This is a genomic window from Kitasatospora sp. NPDC054795 (genome assembly GCF_053611565.1).
The window spans coordinates 1-18,252 of record NZ_JBSHAP010000019.1 but is presented as its reverse complement, the minus strand read 5'-3'; the positions used below and the strand labels follow the sequence as shown (position 1 = coordinate 18,252).

At 74.3% G+C, this 18,252-nt stretch carries 21 protein-coding genes; 8 read left to right on the top strand and 13 right to left on the bottom strand.

All coding sequences use genetic code 11. From position 1 onward, the window contains the following. Nucleotides 1-47 precede the first annotated feature (47 nt). Complete coding sequence (locus tag ACWGJO_RS09620) at nt 48-566, top strand: GNAT family N-acetyltransferase (RefSeq protein WP_452182914.1); 519 nt, start codon at nt 48-50, stop codon at nt 564-566. A 36-nt stretch (nt 567-602) separates the two neighbouring features. On the opposite strand, the gene ACWGJO_RS09615 is transcribed toward ACWGJO_RS09620, so the two are convergent. Beyond that, on the bottom strand, nt 603-1,625 hold the full coding sequence (locus ACWGJO_RS09615) for a LacI family DNA-binding transcriptional regulator (RefSeq protein WP_452182913.1): 1,023 nt from the start codon (nt 1,623-1,625) through the stop codon (nt 603-605). A gap of 168 nt (nt 1,626-1,793) precedes the next feature. Here ACWGJO_RS09615 and ACWGJO_RS09610 point away from each other — a divergent pair, with 168 nt between their 5' ends. Beyond that, nucleotides 1,794-2,753 carry a DUF4436 family protein gene (locus tag ACWGJO_RS09610; protein ID WP_452182912.1) on the top strand — a complete coding sequence of 320 codons (960 nt, stop codon included), beginning with the start codon at nt 1,794-1,796 and terminating at the stop codon, nt 2,751-2,753. Between the two features lie 128 nt (nt 2,754-2,881). Then, entirely contained in the window at nt 2,882-3,646 is a 765-nt protein-coding gene (locus tag ACWGJO_RS09605) for a GNAT family N-acetyltransferase (protein WP_452182968.1), read from the top strand. 50 nt (nt 3,647-3,696) lie between these two features. Here the strand turns inward: ACWGJO_RS09605 and ACWGJO_RS09600 are convergent, their stop codons facing one another. From ACWGJO_RS09600 to ACWGJO_RS09580, 5 genes are all read right to left on the bottom strand, one after another. Beyond that, the gene (locus tag ACWGJO_RS09600) at nt 3,697-3,942 is read right to left on the bottom strand and encodes a hypothetical protein (RefSeq protein WP_452182911.1); all 246 of its coding nucleotides are present in this window, start codon (nt 3,940-3,942) and stop codon (nt 3,697-3,699) included. A 66-nt stretch (nt 3,943-4,008) separates the two neighbouring features. Further along, nucleotides 4,009-4,761 (bottom strand): GNAT family N-acetyltransferase, encoded by a 753-nt coding sequence (locus ACWGJO_RS09595; protein ID WP_452182910.1) that lies wholly within the window; start codon nt 4,759-4,761, stop codon nt 4,009-4,011. Between the two features lie 77 nt (nt 4,762-4,838). Next, complete coding sequence (locus ACWGJO_RS09590; protein ID WP_452182909.1) at nt 4,839-5,933, bottom strand: WD40/YVTN/BNR-like repeat-containing protein; 1,095 nt, start codon at nt 5,931-5,933, stop codon at nt 4,839-4,841. A gap of 182 nt (nt 5,934-6,115) precedes the next feature. Continuing rightward, nucleotides 6,116-7,558, bottom strand: coding sequence for a dihydrolipoyl dehydrogenase family protein (locus ACWGJO_RS09585; protein WP_452182908.1), 1,443 nt, complete (start codon nt 7,556-7,558; stop codon nt 6,116-6,118). Between the two features lie 226 nt (nt 7,559-7,784). Next, nucleotides 7,785-8,519: an alpha/beta fold hydrolase gene (locus ACWGJO_RS09580; protein WP_452182907.1), complete on the bottom strand. Its 735-nt coding sequence runs from the start codon at nt 8,517-8,519 to the stop codon at nt 7,785-7,787. Between the two features lie 329 nt (nt 8,520-8,848). On the opposite strand from ACWGJO_RS09580, the gene ACWGJO_RS09575 reads away from it, so the two are divergent. Then, complete coding sequence (locus tag ACWGJO_RS09575; RefSeq protein WP_452182906.1) at nt 8,849-9,811, top strand: helix-turn-helix transcriptional regulator; 963 nt, start codon at nt 8,849-8,851, stop codon at nt 9,809-9,811. A 108-nt stretch (nt 9,812-9,919) separates the two neighbouring features. Here ACWGJO_RS09575 and ACWGJO_RS09570 read toward each other — a convergent pair whose 3' ends face one another. Beyond that, nucleotides 9,920-10,309: a thioredoxin family protein gene (locus ACWGJO_RS09570; protein ID WP_387692801.1), complete on the bottom strand. Its 390-nt coding sequence runs from the start codon at nt 10,307-10,309 to the stop codon at nt 9,920-9,922. A 196-nt stretch (nt 10,310-10,505) separates the two neighbouring features. On the opposite strand from ACWGJO_RS09570, the gene ACWGJO_RS09565 reads away from it, so the two are divergent. From ACWGJO_RS09565 to ACWGJO_RS09555, 3 genes are read left to right on the top strand one after another with little or no spacing between them, the layout of a single operon-like run. Further along, nucleotides 10,506-11,141, top strand: a complete 636-nt coding sequence (locus tag ACWGJO_RS09565) for a hypothetical protein (protein WP_452182905.1) — start codon at nt 10,506-10,508, stop codon at nt 11,139-11,141. Further along, a complete protein-coding gene (locus ACWGJO_RS09560; RefSeq protein ID WP_452182904.1) occupies nt 11,128-11,700 on the top strand; it encodes a sigma-70 family RNA polymerase sigma factor in 573 nt (190 codons plus the stop codon). Before ACWGJO_RS09565 ends, ACWGJO_RS09560 begins: the two co-directional genes overlap by 14 nt. Next, nucleotides 11,697-12,437 (top strand): zf-HC2 domain-containing protein, encoded by a 741-nt coding sequence (locus tag ACWGJO_RS09555; protein ID WP_452182903.1) that lies wholly within the window; start codon nt 11,697-11,699, stop codon nt 12,435-12,437. Before ACWGJO_RS09560 ends, ACWGJO_RS09555 begins: the two co-directional genes overlap by 4 nt. Here the strand turns inward: ACWGJO_RS09555 and ACWGJO_RS09550 are convergent. The 4 genes from ACWGJO_RS09550 to ACWGJO_RS09535 form a co-directional block, all read right to left on the bottom strand. Further along, complete coding sequence (locus tag ACWGJO_RS09550; protein WP_452182901.1) at nt 12,405-13,136, bottom strand: hypothetical protein; 732 nt, start codon at nt 13,134-13,136, stop codon at nt 12,405-12,407. The two genes, ACWGJO_RS09555 and ACWGJO_RS09550, sit on opposite strands and share 33 nt — an antisense overlap. Further along, nucleotides 13,133-13,780 (bottom strand): hypothetical protein, encoded by a 648-nt coding sequence (locus tag ACWGJO_RS09545; RefSeq protein WP_452182900.1) that lies wholly within the window; start codon nt 13,778-13,780, stop codon nt 13,133-13,135. The genes ACWGJO_RS09550 and ACWGJO_RS09545 overlap by 4 nt, the downstream gene beginning before the upstream one ends. Before the next feature lie 163 nt (nt 13,781-13,943). Beyond that, a complete protein-coding gene (locus ACWGJO_RS09540) occupies nt 13,944-14,453 on the bottom strand; it encodes a DUF1990 family protein (protein ID WP_452182899.1) in 510 nt (169 codons plus the stop codon). Then, nucleotides 14,450-15,382 (bottom strand): YndJ family protein, encoded by a 933-nt coding sequence (locus tag ACWGJO_RS09535; protein ID WP_452182898.1) that lies wholly within the window; start codon nt 15,380-15,382, stop codon nt 14,450-14,452. Before ACWGJO_RS09535 ends, ACWGJO_RS09540 begins: the two co-directional genes overlap by 4 nt. Nucleotides 15,383-15,550: 168 nt before the next feature. On the opposite strand from ACWGJO_RS09535, the gene ACWGJO_RS09530 reads away from it, so the two are divergent. After that, nucleotides 15,551-15,820, top strand: coding sequence for a DUF1876 domain-containing protein (locus ACWGJO_RS09530; protein ID WP_359900185.1), 270 nt, complete (start codon nt 15,551-15,553; stop codon nt 15,818-15,820). Nucleotides 15,821-15,991: 171 nt separating this feature from the next. Here ACWGJO_RS09530 and ACWGJO_RS09525 read toward each other — a convergent pair whose 3' ends face one another. Continuing rightward, a complete protein-coding gene (locus tag ACWGJO_RS09525) occupies nt 15,992-16,432 on the bottom strand; it encodes a PPOX class F420-dependent oxidoreductase (protein ID WP_452182897.1) in 441 nt (146 codons plus the stop codon). Between the two features lie 30 nt (nt 16,433-16,462). Then, nucleotides 16,463-18,073: a cytochrome bc1 complex cytochrome b subunit gene (qcrB, locus tag ACWGJO_RS09520; protein WP_452182896.1), complete on the bottom strand. Its 1,611-nt coding sequence runs from the start codon at nt 18,071-18,073 to the stop codon at nt 16,463-16,465. Nucleotides 18,074-18,252 lie beyond the last annotated feature (179 nt).

Below are 18,252 nucleotides of genomic sequence, written 5' to 3'. Positions count from 1 at the left end.
TCCGAAAACACTCGCCGGAGCCGGGTTTCCGTGCCAACATGCCCCATATGGGGACGATTCTTCACGGCACCTTGGTCACGCTCCGCCCGGCCACCGGCGAGGACATCCCGGCGTTGGCGGCCATCCGCGGCACGCCCGAGGTGTTCTCCCGCTGGCGGGGCGGCGACGACCTGGCCGGCGAGGTCGCCAACGACCTCGAATCGCCCGGCACCGAGACCTTCGCGATCGACCTCGGCGGCAAGGTGGTCGGCGCCATCCAGTGGTACGCCAACAACGACGACGAGTACCGGCACGCCGGGATGGACCTCTACCTCGATCCGACGGTGCACGGCCTGGGCCTGGGCACCGACGCCGTGCGCACGATGGCCAGGCACCTGGTGCACGACCACCACTACCACCGGCTGGTGATCGACCCGGCGGAGGACAACCTCGCCGCGATCCGCTGCTACACCAAGGTCGGCTTCCGCGCCGTCGGCACCATGCGCCAGTACGAGCGCGGCCCGGACGGCACCTGGCACGACAACCTGCTGATGGACCTGCTCGCGGACGAACTGCTCGAAGGCTGAGCGGCCCCGGATCCTCTCGCCCCCGGTGCCCCGGGGTCAGGCCGCGGCCGGCGGGCAGCCGCAGGAGCGCCGGACCACCAGCTGGGCCGGGAAGGTGCGGGCGCCCCGGGCACGGCGCTCCGGCCCGCCGAGGACGAGTTCCAGCGCGGCCCGGGCCATCTCGTCCTGCGCCGTGGTGACGGTGGTCAGGGCGGGCCCGGCGATCACCGCCTCGGCGATGTCGTCGAAGCCGGCCACCGCGAGGTCCTCCGGCACGCGGATGCCGAGGTCGTCGGCGGCCCGCAGCAGGCCGATCGCCTGGTCGTCCGTCGTGCAGAACACGGCGGACGGCCGGTCGGGCCGGGCGAGCAGGGCGAGCGCCTCGGCGTGCGCCCGGACCCGGTCGAACGGGGCCGGGACGAGCCGCCCCTCGACGGGCAGCCCGGCCTCCTCCAGCGCGGCGGCCCAGCCGGCCGTCCGCCCGGTGACCGGGTCGTGCGGGCTGAGGGCGAGGGTGCCGCCGAAGCAGTGCACCTCGGCGTGGCCGTGCCCGAGCAGGTGGCGGACCACCTCGCGGGCGCCGCCCTCGTCGTCCGCGACCACGGCGACGCCGCCGGTGCTCTCCGCCCGGTGGTGCAGCAGTACGACGGGGGTGCCGTCGGCCACGTCGAAGCCGGTCAGCCCGGGGGTGGCCGGGTCCTGGGTGACCAGGATCAGACCGTCCACCTGCATCCCGAGGAAGGCGCGGATGTAGTGGGCCTCGCGTTCGTCGGCGTAGTCGGAGTTGCCGATCAGCAGCAGCCGGCCGTGCTCGGCGGCGGCCTGCTCGACGGCGTGCGCGAGCCCGGCGAAGAAGGGCTGGCGGGCGTCCGGCACGACCATCCCGAGCAGGTCGGTCCGCCGCCGGGCCATCGCCTGGGCGACCCGGTTCGGCCGGTAGCCGAGCTCCTCGACCGCCGCGAGCACCCGCGCCCGGGTCGCCGCCGCCACCGGCCTCGGCCCGTCGTTGATCACATAACTCACGACCGCCGTGGACGTCCCCGCCACCCGCGCCACATCGTCCCGTGTCACCCTCGCCATGACCGTTGAGCCTACACAGCCCCTGCGACCAGCCTGTTTGCCGAGTCTTCGGCCGGCGTCCGGCCGCCCCGATCGGCCCCGTGCGGTTGCGCCCCGGCCGCGGCCGCCCGGAGGGTGGCGGGACAGGCGGCACCCGGAGCCGCCACCGCCGACCGTGGGAGCAGGCCGATGAGCGCGCCGCCGCACCGGCGGGCCGTCCGGAGCACGCGCCCGGCGGCCCGGCCGCGGGTCCGCATCCACGCCCGGGTGCGGGCCACCCGGGCCGCGGCGCCGGTGCCCAGGGTCGCGCCCTGGCGCCCGTACGCGGTGCTGGCGGCGATCCTGCTGTTCTGCGCGGCCGGGCTGCTGCTCTACCTCAACGAGCGCTCCAGCCGCGGACACGCCCAGGTGGTGGGCACCGCGCCCGGGCCGGACTTCCTGGAGGTCGACGTGACGCTGCAGCGGGTGGACGCGGCCGCGCAGACGCTCACGGCGAAGGTCCTGGTCCAGCCGCACGGCGCCCTGGGGCAGGCGGACAGCCTGCTGGTCCCGGCGGGGGACGTGGTGCTGGAGACCACCTCGCTGGAACAGACCACGCTGAGGTACCCGGCCGGCCAGCAGGCCGGCTCCAGCGCGGTGTCCTTCAACCTCTTCGACGGGCGGCTCTCGGACTACCCGTTCGACCGCTACAACGCGATCGTCGGCTTCCAGGCCACCGTCGGCGGGCGTCCGGCCCCGGTGGTGATCGGCCTGACGGAGGCCGACCCCTTCTTCGTCTTCCGGCGGAGCGAGGAGGTGAGCGAGGGCTCCGGTGTCGCGGTGACCGAGCGGATCAGCCGTTCGCGCAGCACCTTCATCCTGGCCTGGTTCATGATGGCCGCGATGTGGGCGCTGGCGCTGTCCGTACTGGTGGCGGCCTGGCTGATCGTCCGGCAGCGGCGCGGCATCGTCTGGCCCGCCCTCGGCTGGATGGCGGCCACGCTGTTCGCCCTGGTCGGGATGCGCAACGCCGCGCCCGGCAACCCGCCGATCGGTTCGCTGCTGGACTACGCGGCGTTCTTCTGGGCGGAGCTGCTGGTCGCGGTCGGCCTGACCATGGTCGTGGTGCGCGGCGCCCGCGTCGAGGGCGGGCACAAGGACAGGGGCTAGGGCGTGTATCAAAAGTGCTGGTCACCGGTGTGACACTGCCGAAAATGGCGTGCGATCCTCACCTGGTTGTGCTGGGATCGATCACTATGAATGCCCATTTCTTGGCTGAAGCCGACTTGGCGGACAGGATGGAGCAGAACCTGGCGGAACACGCCTGTCATCTGCACCGGAGGACGTCCGGCGCGACCGTCACGGCGACAGGTGACGTCCTGGTGGCGGACAGCGGCCTGGACGACGACACGTTCAACATCGTCGCCGCGGCCCGCTTCGCCGACGCCGACGCCACGGCCCGCATCACCGAGACAGTCGGGGCACTGGCCGGCACCGGCCGCGGTTTCTCCTGGTGGGTGGGTCCTGCCTCGACACCGGCAGACCTCACGGCCCGCCTGACGGCAGCCGGCCTGCCGGAGTCCGAACGGGAGACGGCGATGTGGGCCGAACTGGACGACACCCTGGCGCCCGCCGACGTCCCGGGACTGGACATCCGGCCGGTGACCACGCCCGAGCAGCTCGCCGACTACGCGACGGTCCTCGCCGCGAACTGGAACCCACCCGCCGAAACCGTCCGCGAGTTCTTCGCCCTGGCCGCTCCGCAGGCGCTGGCCGCGACCTGCCCGGCCCAGTACCTGGTGGGCTACGTGGAGAACCGTCCGGTCTGCTCCGCCGAAGTGTTCCACCACGCGCAAGTCGCCGGCATCTACAACATCTCCACCCTGGCCGCCCACCGCCGACGCGGCTACGGCGGCGCCATCACGCTCGCGGCACTTCGCGCGGCCCGGGAGCGGGGCCGGCGCATCGCGGTCCTGCAGGCGTCGACCGACGGAGAACCGATCTACCGCCGCCTGGGGTTCCGCTCCTGCGGTCAGTTCGTCGAACATGCCTTCACCCCCTGAACGGCCGGCCCTGAACGGGCTGTCCGCCGGCCGGCTCTGAGCGGGTCCGGTCACAGCCACTCGTTGATGGCCGCTACGAGGACAACGGCCTCGTAGCGGCCCGCGAGCTTGTCGTACCTCGTGGACACAGCCCGTTTCCTCTTGAGGCGGTTGATGCCGCACTCGACGGCATGCCGGGCCTTGCAGTCCTCGGCGGCTGAACCGGGGCGGCCTGCCACCACGCGAACCGGGCTTCTTGCGGTGGTACGCCTGGCCGGCGAATCGCCGCGCTGCCCTGCCGTGATCACAATCGACATGGGCTTCTGGCCCTGCTCCACCGCCAGGTGCAACTTCGTGGTGAACCCGCCGTGTCAGACACGCCCCTAGGCCGCGTCGGGCACGACCACCGTGAGCGAGGTCTCCTGGAGCAGGAAGCCCAGCGACTCGTAGAGCCGGCGGGCCGGGTTGCCCTCGGACACCACGAGGGTCACGTCGGCGAGCCCGCGCGCGGCGGCGTCCCCGACGGCGCGGCGCAGCAGGTCCGCGCCGAGGCCGCGGTAGCCGCGCTCCGGGTGGCGGAAGACGTCGGCGATCCACGGCCGGCCGTCGCGGTCGGTGAGGATCAGCCCGGCGACCACGCGGTCCTCGGCGTCCACCGCCAGCAGGCTGGACGGCAGCACCGGGCCGATGACCTTCCCTGCGAGCAGCAGGCCGAGCCGCTCGGCCAGTACCTGGGCCTTCTCGCCCGGGTAGAAGTCGACGTGGCCGGGGTGGAACGCGCCCCTCCAGGCCTCGTACAGCTCCTCGGGCGCGCGGTCGCAGGGCACCGTCCGCAGGCCCTCGCGCAGCGGCGTCCCGGCCCAGTCGGCGGGCGGCGGATCGGCGCGCAGGTCGCGGCGGAAGGTGTGGGCGTGCCGCAGCACCCGCGCGCCGTGCGTCACCAGCTCCTGCCCGAGCGCGGGAGGGCCGGAGACCACCCAGCCGGGCAGCTCGGCCCGGATGAACCCGGCGGCGTCCACCGATCCGTCCAGGACCTCCAGCAGGTCGGCCCAGGGCCGTCCCTCCCGCTCGTCCAGCAGGTAGCGCAGCACCGGCTCGCCGTCGGCACCCCGCCTGACCACCCAGTCCTCGGCCATGGCCCACCCCACAATCGTGCGATCGTTCGTCGGCGGCCCATGCTCACCGAGGTCCTGCCGTACGGCAACCGGTTATTTCAGGCCACCACCGCGGCCCGGACGCAGAGCACGTCCGGCAGGTGGGAGAACAGCAGTGACCAGCTCTCGCCCTCGTCCCGGCTGCCGTACACGTCGCCGGTCCGGTTGCCGAAGTAGATGCCCGCCGGGTCGGCGTCGTCGGTGCGCAGGGCGTCGCGCAGCACGATGCCGTAGTGGTCCTCGCCGGGCAGGCCCTGGGCGAGCTGCTGCCAGCTGCTGCCGCCGTCGGTGGTGCGGAAGACCCGGCAGCGGCGGCCGGGCGGGATGCGGTCGTCCGAGCCGCCGAGCGGGAAGAGGTAGGCGGTGTCGGCCCGGCGGGGGTGGGCGGCCACGGCGAAGCCGAACTCGGCGGGCAGCCCGTCCACGATCGAGTGCCAGCCGGCGCCCCAGTCGTCGCTGCGGTAGACGCCGCCGTGGTTCTGGAGGTAGAGCCGGTCCGGGTGGACGGGGTCCTGGGCGATCTTGTGTACGCACTGGCCGAACTCGGGGTACTGGCCCTCCTCCGGGAGGAACTCGGCTCGCAGGCCGGTGTTGGAGGGCTGCCAGCTGTCGCCGCCGTCCTTGCTGCGGTAGACGCCGCCGCTGGAGACGGCGACCAGCAGCCGCTGCGGGTCGCGCGGGTCGGTCAGGATGGTGTGCAGGCCCTGGCCGCCGTACCCGGCGCCCCACTGCGACCGCTGTGGGTGGTTCCAGAGCGGCTCGACCAGCGCGAAGCTCTCGCCGCCGTCGGTGGAGCGGAACAGCGCGGCCGGTTCGGTGCCCGCGTAGACGACGCCGGGGGCCTCCGCCCCGGCGGGCTGGAGCTGCCAGACCCGGGTGAGCGAGGCGCCGGTGGACTCGGGGAAGCGGATGGCCGGCCGCGGCGGCTCGTACCAGCCGGCGCCGAGGTCGTCGGAGCGCCAGACCGAGGGCCCCCAGTGGCTGCTGTCGGCGCCGACCAGCACTCTGGTCCGGCCGTCGCGGCGGTCGATGGAGACCGAGTAGATCGCGTTCATCGGGAAGTGCGGCCCGCTGAACTCCCACGTCAGCCGGTCGCGGCTGCGGCCGAGAAAGAGGCCCTTCTCGGTTCCGACGGCCAACAGCACCTCGGTCATGCCTCACACCACCTGGTCATGTGAACGGCCCCCGGGACGGCCCCCGACTGCCAGTGTCCCGCCGACCACCGGTGGCCACATCTCGCCGCGCCGGTCACCCGGGAGGCCGACACGAACGAGGGCCGTCCGGGGGTCCGCGGGAGCGCCGCCCGCCCGGGTGCCCGCCCGCGGACCGTGCGTCGCTACCCCCGGCAGTCCTCCAGCAGCCGCAGCCAGACCTCACTGATCGTCGGGTAGGAGGGCACCGCGTGCCAGAGCCGGTCGATCGGCACCTCGCCGACCACCGCGACGGTGGCCGAGTGCAGCAGTTCGGCCACCCCGGGGCCGACCAGGCACGCGCCGACGAGCACCTTCCGGTCCAGGTCGAAGACCACCCGGGCCCGGCCGCGGTAGTCGTCGCCGTAGAGCGAGGCCCCGGCGACGGAGCCGATCTCGTGGTCGACGGTCTTCACCCGCAGCCCGGCCGCCTCGGCGGCGGCCCGGGTCAGACCGACGGCGGCGACCTCGGGCTGGGTGAACACCACCTGGGGCGCGCCCGCGAGGTCGGCGGACGCGGCGTGCGCGCCCCAGCGTGAGGTGTCCAGCGGGAGCCCCTGCGCGCGGGCGGCGATCGCCGCGCCGGTGATCCTGGCCTGGTACTTGCCCTGGTGGGTGAGCAGCGCCCGGTGGTTGACGTCCCCGGCGGCGTAGAGCCACTCGCCGTCCACGCCGAGCACCGTGCAGCTGTCGTCCACCTCCAGCCAGTCGCCCGGCTTCAGGCCGACCTGCTCCAGCCCGACGTCGGCGGTGCGCGGGGCCCGGCCGGTCGCGTACAGCACCTCGTCGACGGTCAGCGTGCCGCCGCCGTCGAGGGCGAGGGTCACCGGTCCGGAGCCGTCCGCCCGCTCCAGCGCGGTGACCTCGGTGCCGAAGCGGAGGTCCACCCCGGCGGCCCGCAGGCCCTCCGCGACCAGCTCGCCCGCGAACGGCTCCATCCTCGGCAGCAGCCCGTCACCGCGCACCAGCAGCGTCACGTCGGAGCCGAGCGCCCGCCAGGCGGCGGCCATCTCCACCCCGACCACCCCGCCGCCGACCACGGCCAGCCGCCCGGGGACGGTCTGCGAGCCGGTGGCCTCCCGGTTGGTCCACGGGTGGGCCTCGGCGAGCCCCGGCACGTGCGCGGGCAGCACCGGGCGGCTGCCGGTGCACACCACGACGGCGTGCCGGGCGGTGAGCACCCGCTCGCTGCCGTCCTCGGCCTCCACCGTCACCGTCCGCACCCCGGCCAGCCGGCCGTGGCCGCGGACCAGCTCGATGCCGGTGTCCCGCAGCCACCGCACCTGGCCGTCGTCCTTCCAGTCGGAGGCGAAGGAGTTCCGCCGGGCCAGCACCGCGGCCGGGTCCAGCCGCCGGCCGTCGACCGCCTCCCGGGAGCCGGCCACCGCGCGGGCGTCGGCCAGCGCGGCCACCGGCCGCAGCAGCGCCTTGCTGGGCATGCAGGCCCAGTACGAGCACTCGCCGCCGACCAGCTCGGCCTCCACGATCACGGTGCTCAGTCCGGCGGCGACCGTCCGGTCGGCCACGTTCTCGCCGGTCGGACCGGCTCCCAGGACGATGACGTCGTACTCCTCGGCGGTGCTGGTCATGCCCTGTCCTCCGTCGTCTCGATGGCCACCCCGGCCCGCACGGCGGGGGTGGCGGGCGTGTGCTCGTTCCTCGCTCGGGTACGGCGTGGGCCCCATCCTGCCGGTCCGGGCGCGGTTGCGCGACGGTCGGACACGCCGAGGGCGCCGTGGGGCACACCGTCGGGCGCGGACGGGACAGTCCGGCGGCCCGGCGCCGGACGGAACGGGCCGGGCCGGGCCGACGGGCTCAGAGCGCGGCCAGCTCCGCCAGCAGGGCCGCCGTGTCGGCCGGGCGGGAGAACATCGGCCAGTGCCCGGTGGGCAGTTCGCGCAGCTCCCAGTTCGGCCCGGACATCCCGGCGAAGTACGGGTGCCCGGCGGCGATCAGCTCGCGCACCTGGGAGAGCGGGAAGGAGCAGGAGACCAGCGCCTGCGGCAGCGCGGCCCCGGCGCCGGTCAGCCGCAGCCGGTCCCGGAACGCCCCGGCCGGCTGCGCGGTGGCGCGGGAGCGGATGCGCGCGAGGGCGGCCCCGTCCAGTCCCGCCACGCTGGCGCCGTGCTCGGCCAGGTACTCCCAGGACGGCATCGGGAGACGGTCGTCGACCAGCGAGGCCTCGGCCGTCCGCCGGTAGTCGGGCTCCCAGAGGTCCTGGACCGCGGAGCCGTCGATCAGCGGGCCGCTGTCCAGGTAGACCACCCGGCGGATCCGCTCCGGCATCCGGTCCGCGAGCCCGCCCACCGGGGCGCAGGCGCCGCTGTGCGCGACCAGGACGACGTCCGACAGGTCCTCCCGGACCAGCAGTGCGGCGAGGTCGGCGATGTGGTCCTCCAGCCCGAACTCGCCCGTCTCGACGGCACGTTCGGCCACTCCGGGCAGGCTGACGGCGTACACGCGGTGCCCGGCCGCGCGCAGCGGCTCGGCCACCTCGTCCCAGGCCCAGGCGCCGATCCAGAATCCGGGGACCAGTACGAACGTGCTCATGGCGGATCGCTCCTTCGTCGTTGGGAATGCCGGGGGAGGCCTCGACGGGCCGGAGGCGTCGAGAGGCCCGTGGGAGGGCTTCGCCCCGCTGGGGCCTCCTCCACCGCCGACTCTAGGATCGGATCCGGACAGAAGTCGCCCGCATTTCCTCCGCGTCGTCCCCGCGCGTCCGGAGGGTGTCCGGACGGCGTCCGGAAGGGGCCGGCGGAAGAGGCGTCCGCAAGGGCGGCCCGGAGGCGGCCCGGAGTCGGCCCGGAGTCGGTTCGGAGTCGGCGAGGAGTCAGTACGGAGTCGGTACGGAACCGGCGGGGAGACGGGAGGAACGCACGGTGGAGCACCCGGTCAGCCGTGTCCTCGCCATGCTGGAACTGCTCCAGGACCGCCCCGGCCTGACCGGCGCCGAACTGGCCGCCCGGCTCGACGTGGACGAGCGCACCGTCCGCCGCTACGCCTCCCGGCTGGCCGAGCTCGGCATCCCCGTCCAGGCCGACCGGGGCCGCTACGGGGGCTACCGCCTGCGGCCCGGCTACCGGCTGCCGCCGCTGATGCTCAACCCGGAGGAGGCCGTCTCCGTCGTGCTCGGCCTGCTGGCCGGCCGCAGCTCCGGCCTGTCGGTGGGGGAGGAGGCCACCGGGACCGCCCTCGCCAAGATCCAGCGGGTGCTCCCGCCCTCGCTGCGCGACCGGGTCTCCGCCGTCGAGCAGACCCTCGGCCTCACCGCCGTCCCGGCCACCGGCCCGGGCCCGGCCGCCGCCGCGCTGTTCACCCTGGCCGAGGCGGCCCGCCGGCGGCGCCGGGTGCGGCTCGCCTACCGGGACCGCGAGGACCGGCCCAGTGAGCGCGAGTTCGACCCGTACGGGCTGGTCTTCCACTCCGGGCGCTGGTACACCACCGGCCTCGACCACCGGAGCGGCGAGCCGCGCACCTTCCGGCTGGACCGGATCACCCGGGTCGAGCAGGGCGAGGAGGGCTTCGAGCCGCCCGAGGACTTCGACCCGGTCCAGCGGGTGGTGGAGTCACTGGCTGGTGCGCCCTGGCGGCACCGGGTGGAGGTGGAGCTGGCGGTCGGCCTCGCCGAGGCCCGCCGCCGGCTTCCGCCCGCGGTCGGCATGCTCACCGAACTCGCCGAGGACCGCGTGCTGCTGCGGGCCCGGGCGCAGAACCTCGACGGCGTCGCGGTGCTGCTGGCCGGCCTGGGGTGGCCGTTCACCGTCCGGGAGCCCGCCGCGCTGCGCGCCGAGGTGCGGGCGCTCGCGGACCGGCTCGCCGCCTGGGGCGCCGAGCCGGCCTGAGCGGCCGCGGCCGGGTACGGCGAGGGCCCGGGGAGACGGTGCTCCCCGGGCCCTCGGGCGTCCGGACCGGGCCCGGCCGGGTCGGGACCGGACCCGGCCGCGTCCGGATCAGGCCTGGCCGCCGGCCGCGCTCTCCTCGGCGACCTTGCGCTTCACATCGGCCATGTCCAGGTTGCGGGCCTGGTTGATCAGGTCCTCGAACACCGTCTCCGGCAGGGCGCCGGGCTGCGAGAAGACGAGTACGCCCTCGCGGATGATCGCCAGCGTCGGGATCGACTGGACCTCGAACGCTGCGGCCAGCTCGTGCTGCGCCTCGGTGTCCACCTTGGCGAAGACCAGGTCGGGGTGGCGCTCGGCCGCCTTCTCGAACACCGGGGCGAACTGGCGGCACGGCCCGCACCACCCGGCCCAGAAGTCGATGAAGACGAAGTCCTTGCCCTCCGGGCCCGGGACGATGTCGTCGAAGTTCTCCTTGGTCAGCTCGACCGTGCTGCTCATCTCGTGATTCCTTCCCTTCCGGAGGTGGCGGCTCAGACCGTCGCCCGGCACAACGGTGCCGGTCGGCGGCGTATTCCGGGGGAGTCGCGGGGGAGCGCGGAGAACTCCCGGCGCCGGGGTTGAGCACTCGGCGGCCACCACCCGTACAGAGGGGTGTCCGGTCCGTCCCGACCCCTTCCCCCGCGGGAGGCACCCCATGCCCACCACACTCCGCACCCGCCGGACCCTGGCCCTGACCGCCTCCGGCATCGCGGCCGCCGCCCTGATCGCCGGCTGCGGGTCGTCCGGCGGCTCGTCGCACCCGTCGAGCAGCCCGAGCGCCCCGGCGGGCGTCACCATGCAGACCGCCCAGGACCCGAAGCTGGGCACGATCGTCACCGACAGCGCCGGCTTCACGCTCTACCGCTTCGACCAGGACCGGAACAGCCCGCCGGAGTCCTCCTGCAACGGCAGCTGCGCCGTCATCTGGCCGCCCGAGCACGCCAACGGCAACGTCACGGTGAAGGGCATCGACAGCAAGCTGGTCGGCACCGTCACCCGCGCCGACGGCACCAAGCAGGTCACCCTGAACGGCTGGCCGGCCTACCGCTACTCGCCGGACACCAAGCCCGGAGACACCAAGGGCCAGGGCGTCGGCGGCACCTGGTTCGCGCTGACCCCGAGCGGCGGCAGGGCGGGCACCGCGGCCGGTTCCCCGCAGATGCCCGGCGCCCCGGCGCCCCGGCGCCCCGGCGCCCAGCACGCCGGCGCCCAGCAACCCGATGCCCAGCACCCCGGGCTACTGACCGGTCCCGACCGCCCTCGACCGGGAGGCCCGGGTGCGCAACGATGAAGTGGTGACCGAGGAGCACCCCGTCGGACGCACCGGCGGCCGCGGTACGGGGGCGCCGGACGAGGAGCTGATGCGCGTCCTCTACCGGGAGCACGCCGGTCCGCTGTTCGGGTTCGTGCTCCACCTGGTCGCCGGGGACCGGCAGCGGGCCGAGGACGTGGTGCAGGAGACGCTGGTCCGAGCCTGGCGCAACATCCACCGGCTCGACCCGGAGGCCGGCTCACTGCGGCCCTGGCTGGTCACGGTCGCCCGGCGGATCGTGATCGACGGCCACCGCAGCGCCATGGCCCGGCCGCGGAAGGTGGACGCCGCGGTGCTGGAGCAGCTGCCCGCCGAGGACGAGATCGACCGGGCCCTGCGGATGATGACCGTCGCGGACGCGCTGGCCGACCTCTCGCCCGCGCACCGGGAGATCATCGTCGAGACCTACCTGAAGGGCCGCACGGCAGTCGAGGCGGCCGCCGAACTCGGCATCCCGGCCGGGACGGTGCGCTCGCGGGTGTTCTACGTGCTGTGCTCGCTCAGGCTCGCGCTGGAGGAACGGGGAGTGACATCGTGACCGGACACTCCGACCCGGACCCCGACCGGAGCCCCGCCGGCGGCCCGGAGCACACGGACGTCGGCGCGTACGTCCTCGGTCTGCTGGAGCCCGCCGAGCACACCGCCTTCGAACAGCACCTCGCCGACTGCCCGCAGTGCGCCGAACAGGTGGCCGAACTCGGCCCCGTGGAGCCGATGTTGGCCGAATACGCGGCCACCGTGCGGGCGGCCGGAACGGACCCGGCAGGCCCCGCCCCGCAACCGGACCCGCAGCTGCTGGACCGCCTGGTCGCCGAGGTCGGCACCACCCGGCGGCGGGGCCGGATCCGGCGACTGGTGCTGGCCCTGGCCGCGACCGCGATGGTGGCGGCCGGCCCCGCCGTCACCGCCGCGGTGCTCACCGCCGAGCACACGCCCGCCGTGGTCGCGATGGCCGAGCAGTTCAGCGCCACCGACCCGAGCACCGGCGCGCACGTCACCGTCGGCCTGGACAGCGCCGCCCGGGGCACCCGGGTGAGCCTGCAACTCTCCGGCGTTCAAGGCCAGTTGACGTGCCGACTGGTCGCCGTCTCGCGCACCGGCGAGCAGCAGACGGTCACCAGCTGGTCCGTTCCCGCGAGCGGCTACGGGGGCGGGGACGGCACCGTGCGCACCACCGGCGGGGCGGCCCTCCAGCCCGGGGACATCGACCACTTCGAGGTCCGGGTCCAGGACAGCGGCGCGCTACTGGTCGCGGTCCCGGCGCATCACACCTGACTCCAGGTCGACCGTGTACGACTCCAGCCGTTCCACCCGGGCCGTGCTCCGCACACCCGGCCAGTGCGGGCTCGGCTCGCCGGTGCCGGTCATGTGCTCCCGCTGCCAGGTCCGGCTCCAGCCGACCCGCAGCGCGGGCTCGAAGCTGTGCCACCGCCCGCAGCCACAGGGGGTCAGCACCCGGGCGCAGCCGCGGCACAGCTCGGCGCGGCCGTGCCCGGTCGGGATCCCCACCGGCGGGCCCTGCTCCCCGCAGGCCGGGCAACCGGGCAGCTCGACGCCGTCCAGCAGCGCGTGCTGCCGTCGGACATAGTCGGGCAGCCGCAACGGCGGGTGCAGGAACGGGTCGTGCTCCCAGGCCGCGTTCGGTGATCCCCACCAGCGCTGGTGCCACCACGCCGTCTCCGGCGCCCGCCGCCGCCCGGCCCGCTTCTGCACCCGGCGCCGCGCCGCGTACTTCTCGGCCCGGGCCCGCCACAGCTCGCGCGCCTCGTGCAGCTCGTCCACCGCGCGGACCAGCGACTCCGGGTCGGCCTCCAGGAAGCGCGGCATCCGGGCGCTGACGGTGAGGTGGTGGTACGTCGCCCGCAGGCCGTAGGGCGCGAAGCGGGTCAGACAGGTGCGCAGCGCGCTGTGCCGCCGGTACGGCGGGAGCGCGGCGTCGTGCACCCGGGCCCGGTGGGTGTGGAAGCTGGTCATGACGGAAGCCCCGGGGCCGGTTCCAGGTCCAGCGCCCGGGCGAGCGCGGCGGTGACGGCGGCGGCGTGCTCGGGCAGCTGCTGCCCGGCCCAGCCGGTGGCCAGGGCGAGGAAGTCCCGCAGGTCCCGTTCGGCCCCGGCGAGCAGCCGGCGCAGCTCGTCCACCGGCAGCTCGATCACCGGGTCCTCTCCGTTCTCGGCGTTCCGGGTCAGCCGGACGACCCGGCCGACGCACTCGGCCCGGGCGTCGGGGTCGTGCCCGAACCAGGCCGTGCCGGAGCCGTCCGTGACGTTCAGCCACTCGCGCCAGTCCTCCAGGCCGTTGCAGCAGCCCGGTTCGAAGACGGCGCCGGTGACGGAGTCGGTCACCACCAGGCCGCCGGGGGCGTACGGGTGCGACTCGGTGAGCAGCCCGTGCAGGAAGCCGCCCAGTGGGTCCGCCGGGCGCGGCCCGTGCTCCTCGGCCTGCTCGGACTCGGGCTCGACGTCGTTGCAGTCGGCCAGCCGCCACACCGCCGTACCGACCTCGGCCGCCGTCAGCCGCCCGTTCAGCGTGAGACTCCCGTACGGCTCGTGGCTGCCCGTCGGCCAGAGCACGAAGCTGTCGGGGGCGAAGATCTCCAGGACCGGTCGTATCGACATCATCCGCCGATCATCCCGAACGGACCACCGCCCCGACGAGCGGATTTACGCCCCCACCGACCACCGACCCACCCGACCACCGTCCGGCCGGCCCGCGCCGTGCTCCGGGTCGGTGCGCGTGCGCAGTGGTGGGTGACGGTGTCGGGTGAGTGGGGGCGGCCGGTGCTCAGCCGGCCCGGGCCGCGATCCGGGTCAGGACGCGGCCGCAGTGGCGGGCGAAGGCGCGTTGGGCGAGGGGGAGCAGGGGGCCGGCGAGCCGGGCGTACCGGGCGACCGGTCGGCTGAAGGCGGTGACGGAGAACCGGACCCCGCCGTCCGGGGTCAGCTCGACCAGGAAGGTCTCCTCGCCCCGGGCCAGGTGCCCGGTCCTGGTCCCGTAGGTGAAGCCGTACCGGTCCGGGCCGTCGACCGCGGCCAGCACCCGGTTGGGGGCGCCGGCCCGCAGCGGGCCGAGGCCGATGGCGCACCGCACGGCGACGCCGGGGGCGGCCCGGTCGGCCGCGTCGATCCGGACGCCCGCGAGCCGGTGCATCCGCCAGTCGAGCAGGGCGGCGCCGGCGGCCTCCAGCGCGGGGCGGCCGTGGCCGATGAGTGCGCTGTGCCGCAGGTGGTTGTAGCCGGCGGGCAGCTCGCCGGTGCGGCTGGCGCCCTGCTCGGGGTAGCTGTAGTCGTTCATCGAGCGCTCTCCGTCGCGTCGGTCCAAGCCGCGTCGGTCCGGTCCATGGCGGTCCGTTCCGCGGCAGTGCGGTCCACGGCGGTCCGGCCCGCGGCAGTCCGATCAGCCGCGATCCGGCGCCAGGCGAGCAGGGCGCAGAGTGCGAAGCCGAGCGCGTTGCCGACGCCGTGGGTGGCGGCCATCCAGGTCAGGGTCGGGTGGGGGAGTCCGGCGGCCCGGCCGAGTGCCCACCAGAGGGCGAGCAGCATGGTGAGCGCGAGGACGGCCGAGGAGGCGGCGAGCAGCCGGGCGGTGACGGGATCGCCGCCGCGGGGCCGCAGTTCGCGCCAGGTGACCAGGCCGACCAGCCACATTCCGGTGGTCAGTACGGCGGCCCCGGCGAACTGCCACCAGTTGCCGAGGAAGTATCCGGCCAGCACCAGCAGGGTGCCCGCGGGGACGCTGAGCGCCGCGCGGCGGGCCGCGGCCGAGTCCGGGCGGGCGGCGCGGCAGACCAGTCCGGCGACCAGGGCGGCGGTGAACCCGGCGTAGTGGAAGTGCGGCACGGTGAGCGCCAGGATGTGCGGTTCGAAGCCGAACAGCGGGTAGCCGGAGCGTTCGGCGACGAGGGCGATCCCGGCCACCGCGGGCGCGGCGAGCGCGGTGAGCACCGCGATCTCGGCGGGCGCGAGCGAGCGGGTGCGGGCCAGCCGCAGCGGCGCGTGCAGGGCGACGGCCAGGGTGCCGAGCGCGTAGAGCAGGGCGCAGCCGGTGGCCGGACCGCCGCGGGGCAGCCAGAGCGAGAGCGCGCCGGGTACGGCGGCGAGCGGCCAGAGCCGGCGGACCCGGGTGAGCCCGGGCTCGTCGACGAGGGCGAGGCCGAGCGGGACGACGGCGCCCATGCCGAGCAGGATCAGCAGGTCGACCAGCTCCGTGGTGCCCTGTCCCATCGCGGGCACACCTCCTTGAACGTGTTCAAATGGCTTGCGTCGCCGACTCTACGCGGCCGAGTTGAACGCGTTCAACTCGGCCCCGGATGTTGCCCCCCGTCGGGCTGGCCTGGTGTTCACGGTGGGTGCGGCGCACTCTGGAGGAGTAACCGATGGAGGTGATCCGCCATGCAGACTCTGGTCGGTTGGCACATCGAGATGGAGTTCCGTGAAGAGGGGCCGCGGACCAGCGCCGCCGCACTGCTGCGGCTCGGCGACGGGAGCGAACTGCGCGCCCACGGCTACAGCAGCCGCCACCCCTCCGACCCGGAACAGCTGAGGGTCGGTGAGGAGATCGCGGGGGCCCGCGCGCTCAACGAGCTCGCCTCGCAGCTGCTCACCAAGGCCCACGGCGAGATCCAGGAGGTCAGCCCGGTCCCGACGCACCCGCTGTCCTGACGTCGGGCCCTCGGGCCCGGGGCCCGTCCCGGCGTCCCCGACGACCTGCCCGCCGCCGAAACCTCCCACCCGCCGTCCTGAACGGCTTCGGAAGCGTCGAGCGCCGGGGCCGCCTTTCCGGGGCCCCGGCACTCCGTGGGGGTTCGGCGGCCCGTCGGCCGACGCGGTCCGTCAGTTGACGCAGTAGCCGCTCGGTGGCCGCCAGTCCGGACCGACCAGCCGCTGTTCCAGTTCGTTCAGCGTGATCCGGATGCCGACCGTCCCGGCCAGCCCCACCCGGAACCGGCTGCGGGCCAGTACGACCAGCGCCGTCAGGCCGTACTTGTTGATCAGCGAGGTGCGGTAGCGGGCGGTGTCGTCGGCGTCGCAGAGCCGCGCCCGGGCGGGGACCGGGCGGCCGGTGGGGCGCCCGTGGGCGTCGCAGGGGCCGATCAGCACCCGGGGGTGGCGGCGGATCCGTTCGGCCTCGCCCGAGTGGGCCGGGGCCCAGACCCCGAGGGCCGTGCCGTCGGGCACCACCCAGAGCTGCGATTCCATCCGGCTGCCGTCCTCGTCGAAGGTGGTGAGCAGGAGGTACTTGCTGTCGGCGAGCCGGTCGGTTCGGTGGTGCACCTGTCCTCCCTGTGCCATCGGGGGTGCGGGTCAGTGCCCGTGGCCCTCGGTGATCTCGCGGAACTCCTCGGCGGTGGGCTTGGGGATCCGGCTGCCCTCGCCGTGGAACCCGCGGGAGAGCCGGGTCCGGGTGCGGGTGAGCACACCGGCCGGGCGGGCCACTCCATTCTCGTCCACCGGGGCGGGCAGTTCGAGGGGGCGGCGCTGTTCGTGTGCCGTGAGCCGGTGCATTTCCCGCGGCGAGAGCAGGGCGTGCACCTCGGCGAACTCGCCGTGCGGCAGGCGCTCGATGACGCCGGTCTCGCGGCCGTGCAGCACCTTGTCGCGGTCCCGGCGCTGGAGGCCCAGGCACCAGCGCTTGGCGATGACGAAAACGGCGACCGGGACGGCGAAGAAGCCGACGCGGGCGGCGTAGGTGATGGAGTTGAGCGACAGGTGCAGGTGGGTGGCGATCAGGTCGTTGCCGCCGGCCACCAGCGCCACCAGGTAGACGCTGATCCAGGCGGCACCGAGCGCGGTGCGGACGGGCGCGTTGCGCGGCCGGTCGAGCAGGTGGTGCTCCCGCTTGTCGTCGGTCACCCAACCCTCCAGGAACGGGTAGGCGGCGATGGCGCCCAGGACCAGCGGGAACAGCGCGAACGGGATGAGCACTCCGAGATTGAGGGTGTGCCCCCACAGCCCGACCTCCCAGCCGGGCATGATCCGGATCAGGCCTTCTGCGAAGCCCATGTACCAGTCGGGCTGGGCGTCGGTGGAGACCTGGTCCGGCCGGTACGGGCCGTACGCCCAGATCGGGTTGACGGTCGCGAGCGCGGCCACCAGCGCGATGATGCCGAAGACCAGGAAGAAGAACCCGCCGGCCTTGGCCAGGTAGACCGGCATCAGCGGCATGCCGACGACGTTCTTCTCGGTCCTGCCGGGGCCCGCCCACTGGGTGTGTTTGTGGAAGAAGACCAGGATCAGGTGCGCCACCAGAAGGCCGAGCATGATGCCCGGGATCAGCAGCACATGGATGGTGAAGAAGCGCGGCACGATGTCGTGGCCGGGGAACTCGCCCCCGAACAGGAACATCTGGATGTACGTGCCGACCAGCGGGACGGCGAGGATCGATCCCTCGATGAACCGGATGCCGGTGCCGGAGAGCAGGTCGTCCGGGAGCGAGTAGCCGAAGAAGCCGTCCAGCATGCCGAGGAAGAGCAGCAGGAAGCCGAAGACCCAGTTGATCTCGCGCGGCTTGCGGAACGCGCCGGTGAAGAACACCCGCATCATGTGGACGAACATGGCGGCGACGAAGACGATCGCCGCCCAGTGGTGGATCTGGCGGATCAGCAGTCCGCCGCGGACCTCGAAGCTGATGTCCACCGTGGAGGCGTAGGCCTCCGACACCGGGACGCCCTTGAGCGGGACGTACGAGCCCGCGTAGACCACCTCGCCCATGCTGGGCTTGAAGAACAGCGTCAGCCAGACACCGGTCAGGATGATGATCAGGAAGGTGTAGAGGCAGATCTCGCCCAGCATGAAGGACCAGTGGTCCGGGAAGATCTTCCGCAGGTTCGCCCTGGCCAGGGAGTGGATCCCCAGCCGGCTGTCCGCCCAGTCGGCGGCCCGCTGCCCCCGCCCAGGGCTCTGATTCCGGGTCATGTGCACGCACCTCGGTCCGAAGGAAACGGGGAGGAGTCCCCGATTCGCACTGAGGGTCACCATAATCGGGGAGTGATCCCCACTTCTACCCCGGGGTCCTTGGCGGCTCCCCGGACCCTTTCGGGGCCCCGGCCCCGCGGCCCCGAACGGCGAGCGGCCCGTCCGGTGTCCTCCAGGAC

What these genes read in the sequence shown, in the direction of transcription:
- ACWGJO_RS09600 (WP_452182911.1), bottom strand. Translation starts at nt 3,942, where the DNA reads ATGTCGATTGTGATCACGGCAGGGCAGCGCGGCGATTCGCCGGCCAGG.
- ACWGJO_RS09530 (WP_359900185.1), top strand. Translation starts at nt 15,551, where the DNA reads ATGCAGACTCTGGTCGGTTGGCACATCGAGATGGAGTTCCGTGAAGAG.
- ACWGJO_RS09545 (WP_452182900.1), bottom strand. Translation starts at nt 13,780, where the DNA reads ATGATGTCGATACGACCGGTCCTGGAGATCTTCGCCCCCGACAGCTTC.
- ACWGJO_RS09550 (WP_452182901.1), bottom strand. Translation starts at nt 13,136, where the DNA reads ATGACCAGCTTCCACACCCACCGGGCCCGGGTGCACGACGCCGCGCTC.
- ACWGJO_RS09540 (WP_452182899.1), bottom strand. Translation starts at nt 14,453, where the DNA reads ATGAACGACTACAGCTACCCCGAGCAGGGCGCCAGCCGCACCGGCGAG.
- ACWGJO_RS09605 (WP_452182968.1), top strand. Translation starts at nt 2,882, where the DNA reads ATGGAGCAGAACCTGGCGGAACACGCCTGTCATCTGCACCGGAGGACG.
- ACWGJO_RS09585 (WP_452182908.1), bottom strand. Translation starts at nt 7,558, where the DNA reads ATGACCAGCACCGCCGAGGAGTACGACGTCATCGTCCTGGGAGCCGGT.
- ACWGJO_RS09535 (WP_452182898.1), bottom strand. Translation starts at nt 15,382, where the DNA reads ATGGGACAGGGCACCACGGAGCTGGTCGACCTGCTGATCCTGCTCGGC.
- ACWGJO_RS09570 (WP_387692801.1), bottom strand. Translation starts at nt 10,309, where the DNA reads ATGAGCAGCACGGTCGAGCTGACCAAGGAGAACTTCGACGACATCGTC.
- ACWGJO_RS09620 (WP_452182914.1), top strand. Translation starts at nt 48, where the DNA reads ATGGGGACGATTCTTCACGGCACCTTGGTCACGCTCCGCCCGGCCACC.
- ACWGJO_RS09580 (WP_452182907.1), bottom strand. Translation starts at nt 8,519, where the DNA reads ATGAGCACGTTCGTACTGGTCCCCGGATTCTGGATCGGCGCCTGGGCC.
- ACWGJO_RS09565 (WP_452182905.1), top strand. Translation starts at nt 10,506, where the DNA reads ATGCCCACCACACTCCGCACCCGCCGGACCCTGGCCCTGACCGCCTCC.
- ACWGJO_RS09590 (WP_452182909.1), bottom strand. Translation starts at nt 5,933, where the DNA reads ATGACCGAGGTGCTGTTGGCCGTCGGAACCGAGAAGGGCCTCTTTCTC.
- qcrB (WP_452182896.1), bottom strand. Translation starts at nt 18,073, where the DNA reads ATGACCCGGAATCAGAGCCCTGGGCGGGGGCAGCGGGCCGCCGACTGG.
- ACWGJO_RS09595 (WP_452182910.1), bottom strand. Translation starts at nt 4,761, where the DNA reads ATGGCCGAGGACTGGGTGGTCAGGCGGGGTGCCGACGGCGAGCCGGTG.
- ACWGJO_RS09615 (WP_452182913.1), bottom strand. Translation starts at nt 1,625, where the DNA reads ATGGCGAGGGTGACACGGGACGATGTGGCGCGGGTGGCGGGGACGTCC.
- ACWGJO_RS09610 (WP_452182912.1), top strand. Translation starts at nt 1,794, where the DNA reads ATGAGCGCGCCGCCGCACCGGCGGGCCGTCCGGAGCACGCGCCCGGCG.